23 protein-coding genes and 1 tRNA gene are annotated in these 22,293 nt (G+C 47.1%); 9 read left to right on the top strand and 15 right to left on the bottom strand.

Going from position 1 to position 22,293, the window contains the following annotated elements; all coding sequences use genetic code 11:
- Positions 1–190: 190 nt before the first annotated feature.
- The 4 genes from MED92_RS08460 to MED92_RS08445 form a co-directional block, all read right to left on the bottom strand.
- A complete protein-coding gene (locus tag MED92_RS08460) occupies positions 191–1,132 on the bottom strand; it encodes a ribose-phosphate pyrophosphokinase (RefSeq protein ID WP_050764184.1) in 942 nt (313 codons plus the stop codon).
- Between the two features lie 64 nt (positions 1,133–1,196).
- Positions 1,197–1,271, bottom strand: a tRNA-Gln gene (locus tag MED92_RS08455).
- Between the two features lie 113 nt (positions 1,272–1,384).
- Positions 1,385–1,990, bottom strand: coding sequence for a lipoprotein insertase outer membrane protein LolB (gene lolB / locus MED92_RS08450; RefSeq protein WP_007021114.1), 606 nt, complete (start codon positions 1,988–1,990; stop codon positions 1,385–1,387).
- Positions 1,980–3,674, bottom strand: a complete 1,695-nt coding sequence (locus MED92_RS08445; protein ID WP_007021113.1) for a tetratricopeptide repeat protein — start codon at positions 3,672–3,674, stop codon at positions 1,980–1,982. Before MED92_RS08445 ends, lolB begins: the two co-directional genes overlap by 11 nt.
- A gap of 253 nt (positions 3,675–3,927) precedes the next feature.
- Between MED92_RS08445 and hemA the strand changes: the two genes are divergently transcribed.
- Genes hemA through MED92_RS08420 form a run of 5 tightly spaced genes read left to right on the top strand, consistent with a single transcriptional unit; the run spans position 3,928 to position 8,373 of the window.
- A complete protein-coding gene (gene hemA / locus MED92_RS08440) occupies positions 3,928–5,202 on the top strand; it encodes a glutamyl-tRNA reductase (RefSeq protein WP_040662459.1) in 1,275 nt (424 codons plus the stop codon).
- Complete coding sequence (prfA, locus tag MED92_RS08435) at positions 5,202–6,290, top strand: peptide chain release factor 1 (RefSeq protein ID WP_007021111.1); 1,089 nt, start codon at positions 5,202–5,204, stop codon at positions 6,288–6,290. The genes hemA and prfA overlap by 1 nt, the downstream gene beginning before the upstream one ends.
- A 39-nt stretch (positions 6,291–6,329) precedes the next feature.
- Entirely contained in the window at positions 6,330–7,181 is an 852-nt protein-coding gene (gene prmC / locus MED92_RS08430) for a peptide chain release factor N(5)-glutamine methyltransferase (protein WP_007021110.1), read from the top strand.
- A complete protein-coding gene (locus MED92_RS08425; RefSeq protein ID WP_007021109.1) occupies positions 7,182–7,958 on the top strand; it encodes a HesA/MoeB/ThiF family protein in 777 nt (258 codons plus the stop codon).
- Positions 7,948–8,373 carry a CoA-binding protein gene (locus tag MED92_RS08420; protein WP_007021108.1) on the top strand — a complete coding sequence of 142 codons (426 nt, stop codon included), beginning with the start codon at positions 7,948–7,950 and terminating at the stop codon, positions 8,371–8,373. Before MED92_RS08425 ends, MED92_RS08420 begins: the two co-directional genes overlap by 11 nt.
- On the opposite strand, the gene MED92_RS08415 is transcribed toward MED92_RS08420, so the two are convergent.
- Genes MED92_RS08415 through MED92_RS08405 form a run of 3 tightly spaced genes read right to left on the bottom strand, consistent with a single transcriptional unit; the run spans position 8,370 to position 10,621 of the window.
- Positions 8,370–9,428 carry a methyltransferase gene (locus MED92_RS08415; protein WP_007021107.1) on the bottom strand — a complete coding sequence of 353 codons (1,059 nt, stop codon included), beginning with the start codon at positions 9,426–9,428 and terminating at the stop codon, positions 8,370–8,372. The genes MED92_RS08420 and MED92_RS08415 overlap by 4 nt on opposite strands.
- Positions 9,429–9,440: 12 nt before the next feature.
- A complete protein-coding gene (locus tag MED92_RS08410; protein ID WP_007021106.1) occupies positions 9,441–10,031 on the bottom strand; it encodes a nucleoside/nucleotide kinase family protein in 591 nt (196 codons plus the stop codon).
- Positions 10,028–10,621, bottom strand: a complete 594-nt coding sequence (locus MED92_RS08405; protein ID WP_007021105.1) for a hypothetical protein — start codon at positions 10,619–10,621, stop codon at positions 10,028–10,030. The genes MED92_RS08410 and MED92_RS08405 overlap by 4 nt, the downstream gene beginning before the upstream one ends.
- Positions 10,622–10,728: 107 nt before the next feature.
- Here MED92_RS08405 and MED92_RS08400 point away from each other — a divergent pair, with 107 nt between their 5' ends.
- Together MED92_RS08400 and MED92_RS08395 are read left to right on the top strand one after the other, a co-directional pair.
- A complete protein-coding gene (locus MED92_RS08400) occupies positions 10,729–11,052 on the top strand; it encodes a hypothetical protein (RefSeq protein WP_007021104.1) in 324 nt (107 codons plus the stop codon).
- 6 nt (positions 11,053–11,058) lie between these two features.
- Positions 11,059–11,751 carry a helix-turn-helix transcriptional regulator gene (locus MED92_RS08395; protein WP_007021103.1) on the top strand — a complete coding sequence of 231 codons (693 nt, stop codon included), beginning with the start codon at positions 11,059–11,061 and terminating at the stop codon, positions 11,749–11,751.
- Here MED92_RS08395 and MED92_RS08390 read toward each other — a convergent pair.
- From MED92_RS08390 to ftnA, 7 genes are all read right to left on the bottom strand, one after another.
- Positions 11,744–12,700 (bottom strand): AEC family transporter, encoded by a 957-nt coding sequence (locus tag MED92_RS08390; RefSeq protein ID WP_040661685.1) that lies wholly within the window; start codon positions 12,698–12,700, stop codon positions 11,744–11,746. The two genes, MED92_RS08395 and MED92_RS08390, sit on opposite strands and share 8 nt — an antisense overlap.
- A gap of 49 nt (positions 12,701–12,749) precedes the next feature.
- A complete protein-coding gene (locus tag MED92_RS08385; RefSeq protein WP_007021101.1) occupies positions 12,750–13,253 on the bottom strand; it encodes a SixA phosphatase family protein in 504 nt (167 codons plus the stop codon).
- Positions 13,254–13,368: 115 nt separating this feature from the next.
- Positions 13,369–13,572, bottom strand: coding sequence for a hypothetical protein (locus MED92_RS08380; protein ID WP_007021100.1), 204 nt, complete (start codon positions 13,570–13,572; stop codon positions 13,369–13,371).
- A gap of 254 nt (positions 13,573–13,826) precedes the next feature.
- Entirely contained in the window at positions 13,827–15,485 is a 1,659-nt protein-coding gene (locus MED92_RS08375; protein WP_040661682.1) for an acyl CoA:acetate/3-ketoacid CoA transferase, read from the bottom strand.
- Positions 15,486–15,670: 185 nt separating this feature from the next.
- Positions 15,671–17,026: a sigma-54 interaction domain-containing protein gene (locus tag MED92_RS08370; protein WP_007021098.1), complete on the bottom strand. Its 1,356-nt coding sequence runs from the start codon at positions 17,024–17,026 to the stop codon at positions 15,671–15,673.
- A gap of 86 nt (positions 17,027–17,112) precedes the next feature.
- A complete protein-coding gene (locus MED92_RS18970) occupies positions 17,113–17,322 on the bottom strand; it encodes a hypothetical protein (RefSeq protein WP_007021097.1) in 210 nt (69 codons plus the stop codon).
- A 171-nt stretch (positions 17,323–17,493) separates the two neighbouring features.
- The gene (ftnA, locus tag MED92_RS08365; RefSeq protein ID WP_007021096.1) at positions 17,494–18,024 is read right to left on the bottom strand and encodes a non-heme ferritin; all 531 of its coding nucleotides are present in this window, start codon (positions 18,022–18,024) and stop codon (positions 17,494–17,496) included.
- Positions 18,025–18,462: 438 nt separating this feature from the next.
- Here ftnA and MED92_RS08360 point away from each other — a divergent pair, with 438 nt between their 5' ends.
- Together MED92_RS08360 and MED92_RS08355 are read left to right on the top strand one after the other, a co-directional pair.
- A complete protein-coding gene (locus MED92_RS08360) occupies positions 18,463–19,545 on the top strand; it encodes a WD40/YVTN/BNR-like repeat-containing protein (protein WP_007021095.1) in 1,083 nt (360 codons plus the stop codon).
- A complete protein-coding gene (locus MED92_RS08355; protein WP_007021094.1) occupies positions 19,545–21,914 on the top strand; it encodes an efflux RND transporter permease subunit in 2,370 nt (789 codons plus the stop codon). Before MED92_RS08360 ends, MED92_RS08355 begins: the two co-directional genes overlap by 1 nt.
- Positions 21,915–21,959: 45 nt before the next feature.
- Here the strand turns inward: MED92_RS08355 and fliT are convergent, their stop codons facing one another.
- Positions 21,960–22,271: a flagellar protein FliT gene (gene fliT, locus MED92_RS08350; protein WP_007021093.1), complete on the bottom strand. Its 312-nt coding sequence runs from the start codon at positions 22,269–22,271 to the stop codon at positions 21,960–21,962.
- Between the last annotated feature and the right edge of the window lie 22 nt (positions 22,272–22,293).

Below are 22,293 nucleotides of genomic sequence, written 5' to 3'. Positions count from 1 at the left end.
CTTCACGACGCAGGCGGCGGCTCGCACCTTTCCCCTCGTCACTACGTGCTACTGCATTAACTACAAAGTTAGACATTTTTCATACCTTTAAATAAACAAACTGCAAAACCTTGCGACCAGGTTTTGCAGATTTTGTGCCCTTGTGGGCTATTCGCTCTACCGAGGTAGAGCACGTTATCAGTGGATGTTCTTAACGGAACATCGCGCTGATAGATTCTTCGTTGCATACTCGGCGAACAGCTTCAGCCAGTAGAGGCGCCAGAGTTAGCTGGCGAATCTTAGAGCATGCTTGTGCTGATTCAGACAGTGGGATGGTGTCAGTTACAACAAACTCATCCAGATCTGAATTAGTAATATTCGTAATTGCCGGGCCTGAAAGTACTGCGTGAGTTGCATACGCAACAACACGTTCAGCGCCTTGAGCTTTCAGTGCCTTAGCGGCTTTACATAGTGTGCCTGCTGTGTCGCACATATCGTCGACCAGGACACAAGTGCGACCTTCAACATCGCCGATGATGTTCATAACATCAGATTCGTTAGCGCGTTCGCGACGCTTATCGATAATCGCCAGATCGCAATCCAGCTGTTTCGCAACAGCACGAGCACGAACTACACCGCCAACATCAGGGGAAACGATCATGGTATTTTCGTATTCCTGATCAGCGATATCGTCCAGAAGTACTGGGGAACCATAAACGTTGTCTACAGGTACAGAGAAGAATCCCTGGATCTGGTCAGCGTGCAGGTCAACTGTCAGTACGCGGTCGATACCGATTGCAGTCATCATGTCTGCAACTACTTTTGCAGTGATAGGTACACGGGCTGAACGTGGGCGACGATCCTGACGTGCGTAACCGAAGTAAGGTACAACGGCTGTAATACGTGAAGCGGAAGCGCGACGAAGCGCATCTGCTAGTACAATCAGTTCCATCAGATTGTCGTTAGTTGGCGCGCAGGTAGACTGGATTATAAAAACGTCTTTACCACGAACGTTTTCCTGAATCTCAACGCTTACTTCACCATCGCTAAAACGACCAACATTTGCTTTACCCATAGGGATATCCAGGCGATCAACTACTTTACGCGCTAGATCAGGGTTAGCATTGCCAGTGAAGACCATCATCTTGGACACGGCGTGCACCTTTTCGATTGTAATTTGTTCGGAATCTGTAGATCGGGAACCGTTCATAGGCATTTGGCTGGGGTAGGAGGATTCGAACCTCCGCATACTGGAATCAGAATCCAGTGCCTTACCGCTTGGCGATACCCCAACATTATTCCTCTTGGAGGACCGGCCTCCCGTTGAAAGAGGCGCAGATTATCTAGGATTGATCAGGCAAAGTCAAACCTGTAAGGTGGTATGAGTGCTTATAATTTCACCAAATTATCGTGGTATCCAGCTGCTGAGTACGAGTGTGACTTTAAGTCCGTCACGGCTCATACGCATTTTCTTGGGCAGAGCTGGCAGATGGTTATTATAGCTAAGGTATTGTATATCCCAGCCGCTCTGATTGAGTTGTTTCAGGCGGTTATTATTGAGTGAGTGTTGATACGCTTTCTCAGGCGCTGGTAATCCTCTTATCCACCAGTAGATGTCGCTGATAGGTAGTTGCCAGCCGAGCCTTTCTTGCATAATGAATTCGGGGCTCGCACCATGGAATTTACCTTCCCCTGCAATATCAATTGTTACGTCGCCGGGTTTGCCAAAAATAGATGCGCCCCCATGCCCCCATGGGCCACGAATATCTATCTGGTATTCCTGTTCCTCCTGGAACCATTTCAAGCTGGCAGACTGACTATCTTGCTCCGTTATGATTCCGATCTTGCCACTGATCTCCCACTCAGTGAAACGGGCCAATTGGTCCTGTCTCTCTTGCCAGGAAAGGGTGTCTACAGGCTCTGGAATTTGGGTCGGCGTTAGGCTACAGCCGACCATGAATGAACCGAATAGGAAAAGTACTATGAGTCGGGAAACAGATTTAGTTAGCATCGATCAACTGTGCAGCTTCTTCAAGAAAAGGATTGTCCGGGCTTTCAGCGCGGCTCTTGTTTAATAGATCCAGTGCTCTGTCTTTCTGTCCGAGCGCCCAGTAGGTCTGAATCAGGTGGCTAGAAACCTCAGGATCTGAATACAGGGCATGGGCTTTCTCAAGATAGGGTAGCGCTTCGTTATAGCGTTCTAGTTTGAAAAGAGCCCAGCCCATAGAATCAAGAATCGCAGGGTCTTCCGGTTCACTATTTAACGCAGCTTGAATGAGCTCCAGGGCTTCCTCATATCTGCTTGTATGTAGAAGAAGCGTGTAACCTAAAGCATTTTGAGCTGTTGAATTATCAGGCTCCAGCTCTAAAACTCGTCGCAGGTCTTGTTCAGCTAAAGGAAAGTCAGTGGACTCAACCATCATTGCGCGTGTGTATAACAGGGTCGTGTTATCGGTAAAAAGCCCCAGCGCATCTTCTAATAATGTCAGTGCTTCTTCTTTGTAGTTATGCAGATTGAGCCACTCTGCCTCTAAGGTAAACAGCTGCGGAGCCTGATCAGGAAGTGAGCTTCGGGCTTCACTCAGAATGCTCTCAACTTTCTCCCGTTCCGCGCTGTCGTTTAATAAGCCGATAGCACGGGATAATGATTGAAGAACATTGTTGCCATTTGATACGGCCGAATAATGCTTGATTGCCGTTTCTTTATCGCCTTTTGCCTGAGCTATATGGCCCAGATAAAAGTTCGGAGAAGTATCTTCAGGCTTCAGCTCAAGAAGATGGTTAAAGGCTTTAAGGGCGCTCTCAGGTGCTTCATTTTCAAGCATTAGGAGTGCCAGATAATAGGTTAGTTGATGGTCTTTCAGATTGTTTTGAACCAGCGCTTCGGCTTGAGTAACCCCTTTCTTCGTTTGTTTAGTCTGGAAAAGTAGCTGGGTATACAAAATGTGAAGCTGGCGATTTTCCGGCTGCTGTTCGAATGCCGCTTCGATTAGCTGTAAAGCGCCCTTAATGTCTTCATCTTCACGTAAGAGCTCCGCCTTTTGGATCAGCGCTTCAGGGTTGTCTGGATCGATAGATAGAGCCCGGTTGAATGCGGATAGGGCTGATTGGGTAGCTCCTTCCGCTTTGTGCAGAAGCGCAAGGGTCAGTTCAAGGTCGGCCCTGGGTGTTTCTTCCGTACGGAATGCCTTGAGCATTGTTACATAGCTTGAAAGCACATCTTTATTGATACGGTTTGCCTGTCCGCGAATAAGAGCGAGGGTTCTAAGGGCATCAAACTCGAGGGCTTTTTTAACGAGAGGGAGCGCCTCCTGATAGAGCCCCTGATGGAGAAGCATATTCGCTTCTATCTGATAGGGTTCAGGGTTTTCGCTATCTATCTCTCTCCAGATACGAGCCGTTTCGATGATTTTATCGGTATCTCGCAAATATTGAGCAATTCTGGTCGCCCGCTCGGCGACGCCTGCGTCTTGGGTCTTCTTAGCTTGAGTGACATAGTTATCCAGGGCGACAGGGAAAAGACGATTCTGGCCGGCAATTTCAGCGAGCAAAAGATCGTAGAGAGATTCCTGATTAAACTCTCCGGCAACATATTCAGGGGAGGCGAGTTTTGGGGGTGACGGCTGTGTAGGTACAGATTTACAGCCTTGAAGCCCAAGTAGCACAACAACAGGTATTAATAACAATCTATTCATGAAAACTGTACTTTTGCCTCTGACATCCCTGAACTCATTTGCTCACTATAGTTGAACAGGTAGTGGCTTGTCAGCCACGGAAAAGGTTTTTGCCTAGTTATAAAGACCTGATTTAGCGCAGAAGTTCCCTTATTTGGTATATGGAGTTTTAACCTTTAGCCCAAAGCGTTGTATCATAGCGCGCTTATTTCTATTGGCTTTGGCCAATTTTGAGATCAGTTTAGGTAACGGCGTAGGTTTCTTGGCGGCGAAAATGGCATTACTTGCATTAGGCATCAATCACAAAACTGCTTCAGTTGAGGTTCGCGAACGTGTGGCGTTTGCGCCTGAATTATTGGCAGAAGCGATGCTGGCAGCTCGGGAGACCGCTGGCTTACAAGAGATCGCTATTCTGTCTACCTGTAATCGGACCGAGGTGTATTGCTCATCAGAGTTACAGGGGTCAAGGGCCTTACTGGAATGGCTTGGTGGCTACCACGGCCTTGATCCGGATGAGCTGCAGCAAAGCTCCTACGCTTTCTGGGACGAAGATGCTGCTAAGCACATGATGCGCGTGGCCAGTGGTCTTGATTCGCTGGTGTTGGGCGAACCTCAGATTCTTGGGCAGCTAAAATCAGCTTACAGCTTGTCTCAGGATAATGGCCTGGTTGGTGCTGAGCTGGGTCGGCTGTTTCAGCAGACCTTTTCAGTCGCCAAGCAGGTTAGAACAGATACTGCAATCGGTGAAAACCCAGTGTCAGTTGCCTATGCCGCTGTTAGTCTTGCTCAGCACATCTTTTCAGATATGAGCCGCAGTAAAGCTTTGTTAATCGGTGCTGGAGAAACTATCGAGCTGGTAGCCCGTCACTTAGGCAACGCGGGGGTTAAAGATATCACCGTTGCGAACCGAACGCTTAGCCGAGCTTTATCCCTGGCGGAGGAGTTTTCGGGTAAGGCTATACTGCTGGGTGACATTCCAGAAGCACTGGCGGATGCTGATATTGTTATTGCATCCACAGCGAGCCAGTTGCCTATTCTGGGTAAAGGCGCAGTTGAAACTGCGTTAAAAAAACGTAAGCATCGTCCGATTTTTATGGTTGATATCGCCGTGCCACGTGATATTGAGGCGCAGGTTGCCGAGCTGGATGATGTATACCTTTATACCGTCGATGACCTTAAAGAGGTAATCGAAGAAAATCAGCGTAGTCGTGAAAATGCTGCGCGCCAGGCTGAATCTATTATCGAAAATGGCGCGCATGAATTTATGCGTCAATTGAGGACGTTGGATGCTGTAGATCTCCTAACGGTCTTCAGGGGTAAAGCTGAAGCACTTCGCGATCAGGAGTTGGAAAAAGCGTTTAAACAGCTCAATGCCGGGAAGCCGGCTGAGGAAGTGCTCAATATGCTTGCCAAAAGCCTTACCAATAAAATGCTGCATCACCCAACCATTCAGATGCGTAAAGCAAGCGCAGAGGGTCGAACTGATATGCTGGATCTTGTTCAGGAGCTACATCAGTTGGGTGACTATTCAAAGAACGACGGAAAATAATGAAAGAATCTATCTTAAGTAAGCTGGAAAAGCTTAGCGATCGCTATGAAGAGCTGGCAGCATTGCTATCGGATCCAGAAGTCATTTCTGATCAGGAGAAGTTTCGTGAGTATTCGATGGAGTACTCAGAGCTTGAGCCTGTAGTTAAAGCCTTTGAAGCCTATACTCAGGCGCAGGAAGATCTGGAAGAAGCCGAAATGATGATGGCTGACAGTGATCCGGATATGCGCGAAATGGCTAAAGAAGAGTACCCGGAAGTTAAGGCGCGGATCGAGTCGTTAGAAGGTGAATTGCAGATTCTGCTATTACCAAAAGACCCTAATGATTCACGTAATGTCTTTCTGGAAGTCCGCGCGGGAACCGGCGGTGATGAAGCGGCTATTTTTGCGGGCGACCTGTTTCGTATGTATTCCCGCTATGCAGAAGTTCAGGGCTGGCGTGTTGAAGTGGTGAGTGCGAATGAAGGTGAGCATGGTGGCTACAAGGAAATAATCTCTCGTATCGTTGGTACTAATGTTTATTCGCAGCTGAAATTTGAATCAGGTGCCCACCGTGTACAGCGAGTCCCAGAGACGGAATCTCAGGGTCGTATCCATACATCAGCCTGCACTGTCGCTATTATGGCAGAGATGGATGAATCAGCAGAGATCGAAATAAACAAAGCGGATCTGCGAATCGATACGTTCCGTGCATCAGGTGCGGGCGGCCAGCACGTAAACAAGACAGATTCGGCGATTCGAATTACGCACATTCCTACCGGGGTTGTGGTTGAGTGTCAGGAAGAGCGCTCCCAGCATAAAAATCGCGCTAAAGCGATGTCCTTGCTAGCTTCGCGTTTGCAAGCAGCCGAAGAGGAACGCCAGGCGGCTGAACTGGCGAGTACACGTAAGAGCTTGGTGGGGAGTGGTGATCGCTCAGAGCGTATTCGTACCTACAATTATCCGCAAGGGCGAGTAACTGACCATCGAATCAATCTCACCCTGTATAAATTACAAGAAGTGATTAGTGGCGAGCTTCAGCATGTCGTTGAGCCATTAATGAACGAATATCAGGCAGAGCAACTAGGGGCTCTGTCCGAAGAAAGTTAAAGGGCCAATAGGGCCCTTTTTCATATCTGAAGAATTATTATGCAGATCAAACAGGCTTTACAGCTAAGTGAAAAATTAGCTGCGATCAGTGACTCTCCCCAACTGGATATGCAGTATTTGTTGTGCCATGTTCTGGATAAACCGGAAAGTTACCTCTTCACCTGGCCTGAACGAGAATTACAGCCTGGAGAGCAGGAAAGTCTGGAGCAGTTGCTGCAGAGGCGCCTAAAAGGTGAACCGGTCGCGCATATCATAGGGAAAAGAGGTTTCTGGAGCTTCGAGCTGGAAGTTTCCCCGCACACATTGATACCTCGTCCGGATACTGAAGTATTGGTCGAAAAGGCTTTAGAGCTATGTTCGCTGCCAGCGGCGAGGGTTGTTGATCTGGGCACGGGAACGGGTGCAGTTGCATTGGCACTAGCGAAAGAAAACCCGGGTTGGGAAGTGTTTGCTTCGGACTACGTTAAAGAGGCGGCGGAGCTTGCAGAGCGAAATCGCCAGCGTTTGCATATAACGAATATGCAGGTCCTTCAGGGAAGCTGGTATGAGCCTCATTCCGGGCGCTTTGACATGATTGTATCGAATCCCCCCTATATTGATCCTGAGGATCCTCATCTTGATCAGGGGGATGTCCGCTTTGAGCCGCTAAGTGCTTTAACCGCCGAAAACCAGGGGATGGCTGATATTGAACTCATTGCCAAGCAGGGGCGAAATTTCCTGAATAAAAATGGTGTTCTGGCTTTTGAACATGGCTTTGATCAGGGGCCGATCTGTCGTAATCTTTTACAAACATTAGGTTATCTGGAAGTTGGAACGCAGCGCGATTATGGTCAGAATGAAAGGGTTACCTACGGTGTATGGCCGCACGATGGCTATGCTGAGGAGAGTTGAATGCTGAGTGATGAACAGTTACTGAGGTATAGTCGTCAGATCATGCTGCCCGACGTGGATATCAATGGTCAGGAGATCTGGCTGAATTCCACTGTGTTAATAATCGGTTTGGGCGGTTTGGGTAGCCCTGTTGCAATGTACTTGGCTGCAGCGGGAGTGGGCGAGCTTATTCTGGTTGATGATGATGAGGTGGAGCTCTCTAATCTTCAGCGTCAGATTGCCCATAATACTAAGCGTATTGGCGCCCCAAAAGTTGATTCGGCTAGAAATACCATCGCCAGTCTGAACCCAGACACCCGGGTTAAGGCGCTTTACGAACGACTGGATGATGACGCCCTTGATCGACTGATTGCAACGGTCGACCTGGTTGTGGATTGTACCGATAATTTTACAACTCGCTTTGCCATCAATCGGGCTTGTTTCAACAATAAAAAGCCGCTTGTCTCGGGCGCTGCTATCAGAATGGAAGGGCAGGTCGCTGTATATGATCCGCTTAAGCCAGAATCGCCATGTTATCAATGCCTTTATAAAGAGGGGAGTGATGAGGCGCTGACTTGCTCAGAATCAGGTGTCTTGTCTCCTTTGGTTGGGATTATCGGTTCAGTTCAAGCGCTGGAAGCTTTAAAAGTATTGGCCTCTGTGGGCGAAAGTCTTGCAGGGCGATTGCTGCTTCTGGATGCAAAAACAATGGATTGGAGAAGTTTGAAGCTTCGCCGTGATCCTGAGTGCTCAGTCTGTGCCCATCTGCATAAGGAGGAGAGTGAGCATGACAAATGAACGATTGGCAGTTGAAATCCTTGAGAGCAGTCATGTTATTGCCATGGTCGGTGCGAGTAATAAACCTGAACGAGCAAGTTATCGAGTGATGGCTTTTCTACAGCTATGCGGGTATCACGTCATTCCTGTTAACCCGGCCCTGGCGGGTGAGGTATTACATGGCCAGGTTGTTAAAGGTTCGTTATCTGATATTGATCAGCCGGTAGATCTGGTTGATATTTTCCGTAATTCAGCGGCGGCTGGGGAAGCAGTCGATCAGGCCATTGCAATCGGTGCGAAAGCGGTATGGATGCAGCTGGGCGTTATTAATCCCGAAGCGGCGGACCGGGCCTCGGAGGCTGGGCTTAAGGTCGTTATGGATCGTTGCCCAAAGATCGATATCCCTGAGCAGGGAGTTAAAACCCCAGCGGCTTAATTGCGCTTGGCTATCACCATAAAGAACGGTGTTTCCAGTTCGAACTGCTGTACGCTGCAGTTTTTGAAACCCTGATCATGCAATATCTTCAGATACTGTTCTGCTGAACGGAAAGAACGGTTGAAGAGTAGCATTGGGAGTAATCCGTAAGGGACAGTTTTTTTTAAATTGAGTGGGCCCCTTTCGCAGATAATAATTTGTCCCTCTGGGGCGAGTGTTTCGGCCGCTCTGCTTATGAATCTTTCGCATGCGGGTATCGGCCAGTCATGCAGAATGGACTTGAAAGTGACCAGGTCTTGTTGCATTGGCAATGGGTCGGTCAATGCATCAGCAGCGAAAAAACGGATCCGGTTGGCTTCAGGTTCATCGCAAAGGTGCTGTTTGCCTACCTCGCAGACCACAGGCAGGTCCACCACGGTGGATCGGAGTTCCGGGTTGGCTTTGCATAGTTGTAGGGCAAATTCACCACTGTTGCCCCCTATATCCAAATGTTTCTGAGAGCCTTTCAAGTCGACTTGTTTTGCAATGACCCTGCCTTCATAGCGGGTGAGGCTAGTGGTGAAACGCATCCAGTTTCTCGTCGCCTGAATATTATCTTCTGTCACCTCAAAGCAGCGATCGTAAGCAAATAGCTCAAATACTTTAGCTTGTTGGATAAAGGCTGGCAGGTCTTTTAAGAATAGTTCGTAGTGCTGAAGAAGGTCGGGAGCTAGTAAATTGGCAAACTCAAGTTTTGCCAGAAGCAGGTCTTTATAAGGCAGGCATTTTTTGAATTCTTCGCTGAGTTTCCAGTAGCCTTCCTCTTTCGTTGTTACCCCAGCTGCCTGCAATTGCTCTAGGAGCATCGGGCAGGCTTCGTATTCTGGGTAGGCCTTATTTAGCATGGTCTCTGAATGAGGCTTGTAGCCAACTGCATCGATTAGGTCGATCTTCAGTGCGGTATATAGTGCTTGTGCTGTAACAAAGTCGGCAACGTACTGTTCAACGCGTAGGTAGTCGGTCGCGTTGTTATGAAGTGCGGAAGAGGAATCTGAACACAATGCTTTAGAGTGCATCTGTTTGCCTGCTTAAGTGGAAATTTGTTGTTTAATGTAATGGGCGGCTGTATCGAAGACCTCATTGGCGGGTAGGCTGCCATCAATGCATAAATCAGCGCTGCCGGATAGTCGCTGTTTTTGGACCAACAGCGTTTCTCTGACATCTTGAATGTAAATATGCAAATAGTTATCGAGCCAGCCCAACTGCTCATGGTAAGCCTGAGGGCTTTCGCCGAAATCAGCAATGAATGCTTTGATATTTCTAGCCAGAGCGACATCTAACGGGGTATCGACCCAAATGAGGTAATCGATAAACTGGCCGCTGGTAGAATGATGACGTCCTAAGGGGGTTTCAATTAACAGAGGCGTTTCAGTGTTAAGAGATTTCTGTTGAGCAATGGCTTCAGCAAAGCCGGGTACCTGTAATTGGTTATAATCCCCGCCTTGTTTCATCCAACTGATCATCTCTTCCATGGATTGCTCTGTGGCCTTTTGGTAATCATCATATTGCAATGTGTCGCAATTGAGAGCAGCGGCTAAAGACTCCAGAAGCAGGGTTTTACCGCTCCCTGGAGCGCCAGCAATCGCAATTACAGGGCGTGCATTAAGCGGCTTGTTCATAAAAACATCTCCCGGATCTTTAAATCATTCCAGCAGCGCTGTGCGTAAGCGATAACCTCCTCAGAATAACCTTGTTCCGCAAGCATTGAGGGTTGGTTTGCACCGGAATTAATAATGAAATGGATCAGCGGCAGATCTTCACTTATGAGTGCGAGGTGAACAATCTCGTCGTTTAGTTCCGCACCATTTTGTAGCAGTAATGAAAGATGCAACATCAAAGTGCTGTCCTGCTTTAGCTGAAAGCATTTAAGAAGTAGGTCGGAGTCAATAGTTTGGGGAATTGCTTTCAATAAAACCGTTAACAATGGCAGGCTTTGTTCCTGGAGCAGGGTGAGCTCAGCTAAGTGGTATTCGGGCTGGCTTAACGACTTTTTGTCAGGGTTGGCCCCTTTATCGATTACCGATTGCAGAGCCTTAGGGTTTTGCTCAAGAATGCAGCACTCTGCCAGAGAAGGGGTATTATCTGAAACCGGCAGGTCGATTTTGTCAGCGTCGATTTTTTGCAAGGACTTCGCAAATTTCTCCAGATCATTGGCGAGTAAAGCTTTGTAGGCTTTGGCATGTTGGTCGCTTTTGAATATATTCAGCACTATTTTGCCCTTTAGAAAAAATCTGATTGCTACTGACACGACGCTGTCAGTAGCCCTAGTTTAGCATCACTGTTGTCAGATTAATGAATAGTGAAAGGAGACGAATCATGACAACGACAGTGGTCGAAATGGTAACCTATCAGGTGAAATCGGAAACAAATCTTTCTCATTTGTCCGAGAGCCATGTAGCGGTAAATCAGTTTATCAGCCAGCAGCCAGGGTTTCTTTATCGTTCAGTGAGTAAAGATGTAAACGATCTTTGGCATGATATTGTTTATTGGCAGGATATGGATAGTGCTAAGGCAGCGGGTGAGGCTTTCATGGCGTCGAAGGAAGGCCAGTATCTTTGCAGTCTGGTTGATATGGACAGTTGTCATATGAAGCATATGCAGGTTGAAGCTGAAGCAATGATTTGTGAGACGGGCGCGTAAATTGATATGAGAAAAGCGGAGCGCCTTTTTCAATTGTTAACTCTGCTACGTGGCAGAAGGACTGTGCTGACAGCCCGGGCGATGGCTGAGGTGCTTGAAGTATCGGAGCGCACAGTCTACCGAGATATACAGGCGCTTTCGCTTTCTGGGGTTCCTATAGAGGGGGAGGCAGGCGTGGGCTATCGTTTGCGTCCTGACTTTGATCTTCCCCCCTTAATGTTTGATCTGGACGAGCTTGAAGCATTATTGCTTGGCGTGCGTTTGGTTCAGGGCTGCAGTGATGAGCAATTAGGTTCTGCTGCATCCCGGGTTTTAGATAAAGTGCGTGCGGCATTACCCCGGCACTTGCATGGGAGATTTCTAGAGAAACAAGAGAGTCTCATCGTGCCTGGTATGCATCGGCAGTGGGCAACACAGTTTAGCGATCAGATCCGTTCGGCGATTAAGGAACATCGTGTTGTAAACATTCGGTATCAGCGTGAGGATAAACAGTTATCCCAGCGAGAAGTATGGCCCTTAGGTTTGATTTATTGGGGGACCATCTGGACTCTGATTGGATGGTGTGAGCTTCGAAGTGACTATCGTATGTTTCGCCTGGATCGTATTAAAGCATTGGAGTCGACATGCCGCTGCTTTCAGACCACTGATGAGATTAATCTGCAGACATATATGAGCCGTGCCCGTCACGACGTTAGATAACGGCCAGCACTTTCATAAGGTAAATGCCTGAAGAAAGGCTCACGACTGATCCAAGTGTCGTCATCAATATGATGTTGGCAGCGAGTTCCGCGTTTCCTCCCATTCCTTTTGCCATCACAAAGCTTGCTGCTGCGGTAGGGCAGCCAAACAACACCATCAGCATTGTCAGATCCTGACCTCTGAAACCATATAGCCAGGCCATCATAGTCAGAGCGACAGGCAGGATTACCAGTTTGCTAAGGGTTGCCCAGGTGGCTTGAGCCGAGGTGTTTCTTAAACTCTGTAAATTTAGAGAGCCTCCGATAGCCAGCAGCGCAAGTGGTAGAGTCAGGTTGGCAAAGTATCGTCCGGTTTTTTGTGCCACCTCGGGTAGCTGGAAGCCAAAGTAGGAGAAGGGTAGGGCCAAGCATACTGCAATAATGAGTGGGTTCTTAAGCACTTCCATAGCGGTGCTAGTGAGACTTGAGGAGCCGCTTCGCTGAGCTGGAATGCTCAGCGCAAGGATTGATAATACGTTAAACAGAGGTATGACCAGCGCCAGGAGCAGGGATGCTTGTGCCAGCCCCGAATCTGAGAACAGGTTGTAGCTCACGGCTAAGCCGATGATGCCATAGTTACTTCGAAAAGCCCCCTGAATGAATACCCCCAGATCCTCGGGCTTTCTTATCCAGCGCTTTGCAATGACCCACAAGGCAATAAAGCTGAGGAGGGTACCGAAAAGCACAAAGCCTAGCTGTTCAGGATTAAAAACGGCATGGAAGTCGGTTCTGGAAATGGACATAAAAACCAGTGCCGGCAGGGTGATTACAAACACGAGCCTGGATGCCGTATTGATGAAGTTCTCATCTATGACGCGGACTCTTTTGAGTAAATAGCCGAGAAAAACGATAAAGAAGATGGGGGCGACAATATTCGCGGTGAAACTCAATGAGTTTAGATACAGATCCACAAAGGCAAGCCAATCAGAACAAAGATTGAGAGTCTAACATAATATAGGCTTAAGCCGTCTTTACATGCTGCTTTGGATAGTCAAAAAGTACTTCAGTGGCGCAGCCTTCTGCAAGTTCCTCCCATTGAGTGATGCTCAGGTGCATACTCAGAACTGCCGCAGTTGGGAACTTTGCTGTGAATGATTGAGTCAGGTGATAAGCGAGCATCTCAAGTCCTGGGTTATGACCGACGAGCATCACATGTGTTATTTCTTCGGGAAGATTCTGCAGTATAAGTTGCAAGGTTTCGGAGCAGGCTTCATAGAGTTCAGGAATAACCTGTAACTGGTCGTTATCTAATTCAAGGCGAGCCACGACTGCTTTGGCGGTTGTGATCGCCCGCTTTGCACCGCTGCTAAGAACCAGGTCAGGTTTAAGTTCAAAATGACGCACTCGATCTGCCATATGCGGAAGATCTCGTTTACCACGTTTGTTTAGTGGGCGGTCAAAGTCAGCCAGTTCGGGATCTTTCCAACTGGATTTTGCATGGCGGATCAAAGTGAGCTTTTTCATAGTGAGCTGCCTGCCATGAATATTGTTAGGCTGTGTTGGAATTAGTATTGGGGTTAATGTTAATAATTGCGAATCTTTGTGACAAAAAGAATACATCCTTGTAACGGAGGTTTAATCACGTGGCAGCAAGGTAGTTTCTGCCTATTACAATTCCGTTTTGAACGACCGGGACAAAATATTGCTGCTCTGAAATTATTTGAGCTGATTTTTTCTCTTCGAGGATGACGTTAACATCGATGAGTTCCAGCATTTTTTTAAATTGCTCCAGAGTCATTCCGCTATGAACCAGATCCATTGCGTCGTATTGCATGTCGTACATGGAAAATCCTAATTTTTTTTGAGTGTGTGAATGAAAAAAACATCCAGAGAACAGGTAGAAGGTGCGGTTAGCTCCCAGCCCGGGGGATGCAATTTAAAAGGCAGTAGCGGGATATCCAGTAGATGATGGAAGCGCCCCATACACCTTTACCTGTTCTCTTCTGCGAGCGGCAAAACAACGCTGCACAATAACACCGCACAGGCGATATTTGCGTTGCTGTAGCTACTGGCAGGTGGATGAAAAGTAGGTTTTCCTTAACCTACTGAGGTTGTTACCAGTCTCGACTGAGGTTCTGATAATTCGGGGTTTTGCAGAACTTTTCGCATAAGGTTGCGCATCTGCTGCATCGGGCGACTGCCAGGATGATCAAGTCTCATAGGGCCTTTGCGGAATAAGCGCTCATCCATAGGTGTCAGGTTGTCATCGATCAGAGGCGTAAACTCCATCTGGTCTAAGATATCTTTCTGAAGATCAACGCCTGGCGCTATCTCGGTTAGCTTGAGGCCCTGTGGCGTTAGCCGGAAAACTGCGCGCTCTGTAATAAAGGTAACGCGTTGCTGTTGGCGCATCGCGTAGCTGCCATTAAAGGTAATTTGTTGGACTGCGGTTTTGAATTTCTTTAGTGGGCCGTTTTCAATGATACGTAAACCTGTATCGGATACTTCTAATTGCTGTTTGCCAGAAGTAAAGGTGCCTAGAAAGTAAACATCTTGGGTATTTTGCGTGATATTGATGAAGCCGCCGGCACCGGCTAGCTTAGGGCCGAACTTGCTGACATTAACATGACCTTCAGGGCATGTTTCTGCAAGGCCCAGAAAGGCTTGGTCTAAGCCCCCTCCGTCGTAGAAGTCGAACTGCGCAGGTTGGTCAATGACGGCTTCGGCATTACTGATAGCTCCAAAGCTAAGTCCGCTAGCAGGCTGGCCTCCAATGCCACCGGGTTCAACTGTTAGCGTGAAATCATCAATTTTTCCCTCTTCAGCTGCGACCGCTGCAATGGTTTCTGGCATACCTATGCCCAGATTTACTACCGCATTTTTCTTGAGTTTCATGAGCGCTCGTCGGGCGATGATCTTCCTTGCATCCAGTGGTTTGTTGTCGGGGCTGTCTGCTGCGGTTTTGATTTCACCGGTGTATGCAGGATTGTAGTTTTCAGCAAACGTCTGTGGGTGGTCTTCTTCCGGGGCGACGATCACGTGATCAACCAAAATACCGGGAATTCTGATTCGATCTGGCGTTAAAGTGTGTTGTTCGGTTATGCGTGAAACCTGAACAAGCACTGTGCCTCCGCTGTTTTTGACTGCTTGGGCGATTGCCAGGGCATCAAGAGGGAGGGCTTCACGCTCCATTGAAATGTTACCTTTCCTGTCGGCAGTCGTGCCGCGTAAGATCGCAACATTTAGTTTTGGGTGTTTATATAGAAGAGACTCTTCACCATTAATATTAATCAGTTGAACCAGGTCTTCCTCTGATCGGGTATTGATTTTACCGCCGTCCTGTCGAGGATCGACAAAGGTATGCAAACCCACGCGTGATAATGTACCTGGGCGTTTTGCGGCAATATCGCGGAACATATGGCAGATAACGCCTTGAGGTAGGTTGTAGCCCTCGATTTTTCCTTCGATCGCCATCTTCCCAAGAATGGGTGCAAGCCCCCAGTGGCCGCCGATCACACGTTTAACCATGCCTGTGTGGCCAAAATGGTTTAGCCCGCGGGTTTGCGCATCGCCTTGCCCTGCTGCATAGAATAAGCTGAGGTTATTTGGCTTATTTGAGTCCAGAAAGCGTTGTTCAATGGCTTTGGCGAGGTGCTCAGCGAAACCAATGCCGATGAAGCCGCCGGTCACAAGCGTGTCATTGGATTGAATGAGGGTGGCAGCCTGTTCAGCGGTAATTTCTTTATTCTGGGACATAATCATGGCCTGTTGTTCTTATTTTGATTTGTATAAGAAAAGCAAACCAGATGCCACAAATGCTTAATTCTTTATTTATCAGTATGTTATGAGTTTTTGTGTAGGCAGTTGAATGGCTGGGTGTTTTCTTTTTCAGACATGTGTCTGTGTATGTGTCTATTTTTCAATACGGTCTACCAATCTCGTTACCGATTGAGTCGCTGGTAGAGACTTGCTCTGGATATGCCTAGTTTTTTGGCCGCCGCAGTTTTGTTTCCGTTGCATTGTTCAATGGCCTGCTCGATAAGTTCTAGCTCTGTTTGTTGGCGTTGAGACTTGAGTGAGCAGTCTTGTGTGGTTGGCTCTGCGAGGTCATCAAATGCACCAAGGTCCTCCGGTTCAATATAATCTCCTTCGGCCATAACGCAGCCTCGTTCTAGCCGGTTTCTTAGTTCTCTTATATTGCCTGGCCAACTATAGTTTTCGAGCCATTCGAGTGCGCTTTGAGACAGACTAAGTTCAGGAAGCTGGGCTTGGTGTTGTATCTGTCGTAACAGATGTGTTGAAAGCGCTGGGATATCTTCTGAACGCTTGCGCAGTGGTGGCAGGTTGATGGGGAGAACGTTAAGTCGGTAATAAAGGTCTTCTCTGAATTCGCCGTTTTCAACTTGCTGTTTAAGGTCTTTAGCTGTCGCGGCAATAACACGGACGTCAACTTTGATGAGCTGATTTGAGCCCAAAGCTTCAACTTCGCGCTCTTGAAGGACACGAAGTAATTTTGCCTGCATAGCGAGAGGCATCTCTGCGATTTCGTCAAGAAACAGGGTGCCACCATCGGCCAATTGGATCTTACCAATGCGTCCTTTGTTATTCGCTCCGGTATAAGCACCAGGGGCAGTACCAAAAAGTTCCGCTTCTGCAAGGGATTCAGGTAGTGCACCCATATTTATGCCAACAAACGGTCCATCTCGTCGAGGGGACGCTGTATGTATGCCTTGAGCAAGCAACTCTTTACCTGTACCTGTTTCTCCTAGCAGAAGTAAAGTTGTATCCAGTTGTGCTGCTCTGAGTGCCTGGCGCTTTAATTGTTGGGTGGAGTAAGCCTCCCCAATCATATCATCCAGGGCGTAGCGGCTTGGTCGAAGTATCTGTTCGTCTTCAAACTTACGTTGCAGGCGGGCAAACTTATCAAAAAGAGGTTGTAAGCTATCCAGGTCGTCATAAAAAATAAAACCTATAGCGCCTAGAATTTCATCTTGTGGGCTTTTTATGGGCAGGCGGGTAACAACACACCAGCGATTATTGATCTGCATAAGATCAACAAATGAAGGCTTTCCGCTCTTCACAACCCGGGGTAAGCGTGTGGTAGGTAGGAACTCTTCTACAGCATGGCCAACGGGATCGGTATCAGCGGGAAGCTCAATGAGTTGCCGATAAGCATCGCTCATCCATAAAATCTTGCCGGACTCATCTACTGCGATTGAGCCTTGGCAAAGGCTCGAGAGTAAGTCCAGCAGGCTCTGGTTTTTATCTTTTTCAATAAGTTGGCGAAGTGATTCCATCTTTAAAGCGTAGACCTTGGCTTGGGTAAAGATAAACTACGCTCTGATGGACTTGCTGCCAAGCTATTTTACAGATCGGTTAATCCTTACGCAGCATTCCGCTTATTGCGTTTATGATGTCTGGCGACTGAGCCCTTGATCACCATCTCCCATGTATCTGCTGTGCTCATTAACATGGCACCGCAGTTTCCGCATTTGCAGATCTGAGAGTTGCCCAGATCACTCACTGTCGTAAGCTGTGGGTGTTCCTTGCCCGTCTGGATAAGTTCAAAGCAATGTACGCAATCGGTATTCACAATCAATCTCCTTCCCTGAGTCAGGTTATGAGAGGCTACTTTCGGTTAAATATCGGACAGTAAAGAATTAACTTTAATAAAAATTAATAAAAAACAGGTGTTTTTTTAAATAATTTACTGTGCTTTGCCAAGCAGTTCCCATAACCTTTTGATTTTAAATGTTTTGTTGGTTTACTCTGCAGGGGCGTCCATTATGCTCCCGCCTGAGCCGTTTTTCGCAAGCTCACCAATCTCTTTGTCGATAAAGAATAGCCCTTTGCCATCTTCCCCGATAATTTTAATTTTGTCTAAAATGCCGTTGAAGAGTTTTTCCTCTTCATGTTGCTCCGCGACATACCACTGTAGAAAGCTAAAGGTTGAGTAATCCTGGTTACTGAATGCAGTGTGAGCTAAATCATTAATTTTTTTCGTAATAAAGCACTCATGTTCGTAGACTTTTTCGAACAGGTCACGGATAGACTCAAATTCCGCATCCGGTGCTTCAATGCTACCAATAGTAGCCATTGCGCCTGTTTCATTCACGTAAGTGAAAAGGCGTTTCATGTGCGACATCTCTTCGTCGGCATGCTTGTAAAGGAACTCGGCACAGCCTTCGTAGCCTTTGGATTCTGCCCATGCACCCATTTGTAGATACAGGTTTGAGGAGAAGAACTCCAAATTGATCTGTTCATTTAGTCTTTCAAGCATTGCTGAACTAAGCATTGAGTCATCCTTATTGATGTAGAAACTTTTTAAATGCTGGCGGGCTTGCATAGCCTTTTCTTACTTTCTGCGGATCGGGCGCATTTGAGACACAGATATTTACTAGAACGGACCTCTTTCGAGAGCTCTTTGAAATGATCTTCAATATCTGATCTCTTAAATTTGCAAAGCGATTTGGTTTTGCTCATGGCTCGCCATGTCTGAACTATACTTTTATGTTAATGATAATCAATCTTGAACGTCTTGTAATCTATATGAACGATTTATTGCGTCCGGTAGTGGCGGTTGGTTTTCTTATGAATAGAATTTCAGCTGCTTTAGTTATGCTCTGACGGATATTGTTAGTAATTGTGGGGAGTGATGTTATTGTTGTATTCAAGGTGTTGCTCCATGCTTTAGTGTTAAATATCCCCTGAGAAAAATAACAATTGGGTCCTTATGCTGATACGTGCTTTCTCTGCCAGGCTTTTTATCGCCTTGCTTTTTTCTGCTTCTGTTATTGCAACAGCTAATTCTGATCGCCTAGATACACCTGCTATAAGTCAGGTTTCTCCTGAAAGGATGCTTCTGATCTCTATCGATAGAGCGGGATCAAGATTGGTAACTGTCGGTGAACATGGGTTGATTATCTTCTCTGATGACGGTGGGCTTAGCTGGAATCAGGCCGATGTGCCGGTTAGTTCGATGTTAACCTCGGTGCACTTTTTTGATAATCAAAAAGGCTGGGCAGTCGGTCATGATGCAGTGATTCTTAAAACTGATGATGCGGGCAAAAGCTGGGTTAAGGTTACAGACGGAAATGCGTTGAATAAGATTCGAATGAATGCCATTGAAAACGCTTTGACTGAACTGGCAGCAAAAGAACCGGATAATCTTGATGCTCTTGAGGAGCTGGAATATAAATTTGACGATGCCGCTGTCGCGCTAGAAGAGGGGGCAGGAACCCCGTTACTTGATATTCATTTTCTTAATGGGCAGATAGGGTTTGCAATTGGAGCTTATGGTCAGCTCTATCGCTCAGATGATCAGGGGCTAACTTGGCAGTATATCGGGCATCAATTACCTAACCCGGATAGCTTGCACTTTAACGCTTTCTTTAAAGCAAAAAATGGTGATCTTTATCTACTGGGTGAGGCTGGGCTTCTGTTAAAAAGTTCCGATCAGGGTAGTCGTTGGCTCGAGGAAGATGTGCCATACGATGGTTCATTCTTTTCAGCAGTGGAGTCAGATGCAATCTACCTGATGGGTCTACGCGGTAATGTCTTTAAAAAGATGGCGGATGGAAGCTGGGAAAATCAGGCCTTTAATTCAACTTCGACCATCAATGATGCGGTGGTTGTCCAAGGCAAAGCGATTTTAGTGGGGCAAGGAGGCGCACTGATTCGTCAGGATAGAAACCAGTTTGTAGCGATGGGCGCTCAGGGGCTGCGTACATTTACTTCGGTTGCGCACCATGGAGGAAATCTGATTGTTGTGGGTGAGTCAGGTGTGAAGCGTATTGAGCTTGAGGGTGGTCGCTAATGAAAAAGATATCATCAATCCTGTTGTGGCCAATTCTAAGCAGCGAAAAATTTGCTGAAGGTGTGCTCTTTGGTTATCGCCGTATTGTGCTGCTTGCTTTCTTAGCTGCAACGGCTTTTTTAGCTTGGCAGGCTACACAGATCAGGCCAGACGCCAGCTTTGTTAAGATGATTCCTTCTGATCATCCCTATGTGGCGAACTATATAAAGTATAAAGATGACCTGGCGGGGTTAGGTAACAGTATCCGTGTCGTGGTGGCGGCTAAAGAGGGTGATATCTTTAGTGCAGAGTTTCAGGAGACGCTGAAGAAAGTTACCGATGAGCTTTTTTATATTCCCGGCGTTGATCGTTCCGCGCTTAAGTCCATCTGGACGCCTAATGTCCGCTGGACTGAGGTGACAGAAGAGGGCTTTGTTGGCGGCCCTGTGATACCCGCGAAGTATGATGGCTCGGAGGCCAGTCTAGAGCAGGTACGAATCAATATCCTGCGTTCAGGGCAGGTGGGAATCCTGGTCGGTAATGATTTTCGCTCTGCAATGGTTCAGGTCCCGCTGTTTGATAAGCATCCGGAGACCGGTGAGAAGCTGAATTACCAAGAGTTCTCTCAGCAGTTGGAGTCATTGGTACGCGACAAGTATTCAAATGATCGGATTGATATCCACATTACCGGGTTTGCCAAAATAGTCGGTGATCTGATTGAAGGGGCATCGGAAGTTGCACTGTTCTTTGCCGTGGCTTTTGTTGTGACGATGGTGCTGCTCTATATGTACTCAGGCAGTGTCATGGGTACGCTTGTGCCGTTGATGTGCTCCTTTATTGCCGTTATATGGCAATTGGGTCTGCTGAACCTGTTGGGGTATGGTCTTGATCCATACTCGATGCTGGTGCCATTCCTGGTATTCGCTATAGCCGTGAGTCATGGGGTTCAGATTGTTAATACCATCACGCTGGAATCCGCGACAACAGGGGCGGATAAAGTTGATGCGGCAAGGCATGCTTTCAAAACTATCTATATTCCTGGCCTGACTGCTTTGATATCAGATGGTATCGGATTTATTACGCTGATGGTGATCGAGATCCAGGTAATTCAGGATCTGGCTGTTGCAGCATCGGTAGGTGTGGCGGTCATTGTTCTGACAAACTTGATGATTCTTCCTTTATTAATGAGCTATGTAGGTGTTGGTCGCAATGCTATTGCGAAGGCGAAGCGCAGTATTGAGAAAACCAATTCACACTGGCATCTGTTTAGTTTCTTTTCCAAGCCATTCGGCGCTACGGTGGCAGTGACTACTGCATTAGGTTTGTTAGTTATCGGATTGTACGGAAGTCAGGGGTTGCAGATAGGTGACCTGGACAAAGGTGCGCCAGAGCTTCGTGCGGACTCTCGCTACAATCTGGACAATAATTTTGTTACTGAAAACTACTCTACCTCAAGCGATGTATTTGTTGTGATGGTGACCACGCCAGAGGAATATTGCAGTCGTTTTGAAACGCTCTCGCTGGTGGACCGTTTTCAGTTCTATTTGCAGAACGTACCGGGTGTGCAGTCCAGTATATCGTTGGTGGATGTTTCTGAACGTGTTACGGCGGGTTTGAATGAGGGTAACTTAAAGTGGCGTTCAGTCCTGCGTAATCAATATGTGATTAATGCTTCACTCTCCTATGTGCCAGCGGGTCTTATGAATAGCAGCTGTTCGCTATTACCGGTTATCATTTTCCTGGATGACCACAAAGCGGAAACGCTTAAGGCAGTAACAGCATCAGTTGAAGCGTTTGCGGCTGAAAATGTTTCTGATGAGATTCAGTTGCATATGGCTGCGGGTAAAGCCGGTTTTGAGGCCGCTACCAATGAAGTGATTGAGACTGCTCAATATGAGATGTTGATCTGGGTGTACACTGTAGTGAGTTTGCTTTGTTTGCTGACCTTCCGTTCAATCCGTACCGTTATCTGTATCATTGCGCCTTTAGCGCTAACTTCTATTCTCTGTCAGGCTCTAATGGCCCAGTTTGGAATTGGTGTTAAGGTAGCGACATTGCCCGTTATTGCATTGGGTGTGGGGATTGGTGTTGATTATGGCATCTATATCTATTCCAAGATGCAGACCTATTTGCAGCAGGGGCATTCGCTGTCGGTGGCCTATCTCGAAACTTTGCAGAGTACCGGTAAGTCGGTGGCCTTTACGGGGCTAACCTTGGCAATTGGTGTTGTGCTGTGGGCTCTTTCACCGATTAAATTCCAGGCGGATATGGGAATCCTGCTGACCTTTATGTTTATCTGGAATATGTTGGGGGCATTGATTTTACTGCCGGCGATTGCATGCTTGCTTCATCCGGAGAACCGGGAAGTGGAAAAGAAAGTTAAAGCATAATGATTAGATGGCAGGAGGTTCCCCTCCTGCCTTTTTATATGGGTGTTATTTAAAAGCGCCGAAAGCCTTCTTCATCTTGTCAGCTTTATCCTGCTGCTGTTTCTCTTTGACGATCTGTTCTTTACGTATTTGGGCGAGAGCTTCTGTTTGCTGATCTAGCTTCTGGATGTTTTCAATTGCTTTGCGGGCATCATGAATATCATTTTCTTCGAAATTTGCTGAAGCTAAATCTGTTATTAAAGTAGAGTGCTGCTTTTGTATCTCCTCGACCTTATCCCATTCTTCCTCTCTAGCCAGTTCTAGCATCTGCTCAGATTGCTGAATAGCCGTCGCTAATCTTTCTTTAACACTCTTCATAGGGGCCTCGAAAAAATTTTCT

Origin of the sequence: Neptuniibacter caesariensis, assembly GCF_000153345.1 — a bacterium.
In the GTDB taxonomy this organism is placed as follows: domain Bacteria; phylum Pseudomonadota; class Gammaproteobacteria; order Pseudomonadales; family Balneatricaceae; genus Neptuniibacter; species Neptuniibacter caesariensis.
The sequence above is the reverse complement of the archived record's forward strand: the minus strand, read 5'-3'. Positions and strand labels throughout refer to the sequence as shown.

Bases quoted from the DNA above. Each gene is read 5' to 3' on its own strand.
- lolB (WP_007021114.1), bottom strand. From the start codon at position 1,990: ATGCTAACTAAATCTGTTTCCCGACTCATAGTACTTTTCCTATTCGGT.
- MED92_RS08445 (WP_007021113.1), bottom strand. From the start codon at position 3,674: ATGAATAGATTGTTATTAATACCTGTTGTTGTGCTACTTGGGCTTCAA.
- hemA (WP_040662459.1), top strand. From the start codon at position 3,928: ATGGCATTACTTGCATTAGGCATCAATCACAAAACTGCTTCAGTTGAG.
- prfA (WP_007021111.1), top strand. From the start codon at position 5,202: ATGAAAGAATCTATCTTAAGTAAGCTGGAAAAGCTTAGCGATCGCTAT.
- prmC (WP_007021110.1), top strand. From the start codon at position 6,330: ATGCAGATCAAACAGGCTTTACAGCTAAGTGAAAAATTAGCTGCGATC.
- MED92_RS08425 (WP_007021109.1), top strand. From the start codon at position 7,182: ATGCTGAGTGATGAACAGTTACTGAGGTATAGTCGTCAGATCATGCTG.
- MED92_RS08420 (WP_007021108.1), top strand. From the start codon at position 7,948: ATGACAAATGAACGATTGGCAGTTGAAATCCTTGAGAGCAGTCATGTT.
- MED92_RS08415 (WP_007021107.1), bottom strand. From the start codon at position 9,428: ATGCACTCTAAAGCATTGTGTTCAGATTCCTCTTCCGCACTTCATAAC.
- MED92_RS08410 (WP_007021106.1), bottom strand. From the start codon at position 10,031: ATGAACAAGCCGCTTAATGCACGCCCTGTAATTGCGATTGCTGGCGCT.
- MED92_RS08400 (WP_007021104.1), top strand. From the start codon at position 10,729: ATGACAACGACAGTGGTCGAAATGGTAACCTATCAGGTGAAATCGGAA.
- MED92_RS08395 (WP_007021103.1), top strand. From the start codon at position 11,059: ATGAGAAAAGCGGAGCGCCTTTTTCAATTGTTAACTCTGCTACGTGGC.
- MED92_RS08385 (WP_007021101.1), bottom strand. From the start codon at position 13,253: ATGAAAAAGCTCACTTTGATCCGCCATGCAAAATCCAGTTGGAAAGAT.
- MED92_RS08380 (WP_007021100.1), bottom strand. From the start codon at position 13,572: ATGTACGACATGCAATACGACGCAATGGATCTGGTTCATAGCGGAATG.
- MED92_RS08375 (WP_040661682.1), bottom strand. From the start codon at position 15,485: ATGTCCCAGAATAAAGAAATTACCGCTGAACAGGCTGCCACCCTCATT.
- MED92_RS08370 (WP_007021098.1), bottom strand. From the start codon at position 17,026: ATGGAATCACTTCGCCAACTTATTGAAAAAGATAAAAACCAGAGCCTG.
- ftnA (WP_007021096.1), bottom strand. From the start codon at position 18,024: ATGCTTAGTTCAGCAATGCTTGAAAGACTAAATGAACAGATCAATTTG.
- MED92_RS08360 (WP_007021095.1), top strand. From the start codon at position 18,463: ATGCTGATACGTGCTTTCTCTGCCAGGCTTTTTATCGCCTTGCTTTTT.
- MED92_RS08355 (WP_007021094.1), top strand. From the start codon at position 19,545: ATGAAAAAGATATCATCAATCCTGTTGTGGCCAATTCTAAGCAGCGAA.
- fliT (WP_007021093.1), bottom strand. From the start codon at position 22,271: ATGAAGAGTGTTAAAGAAAGATTAGCGACGGCTATTCAGCAATCTGAG.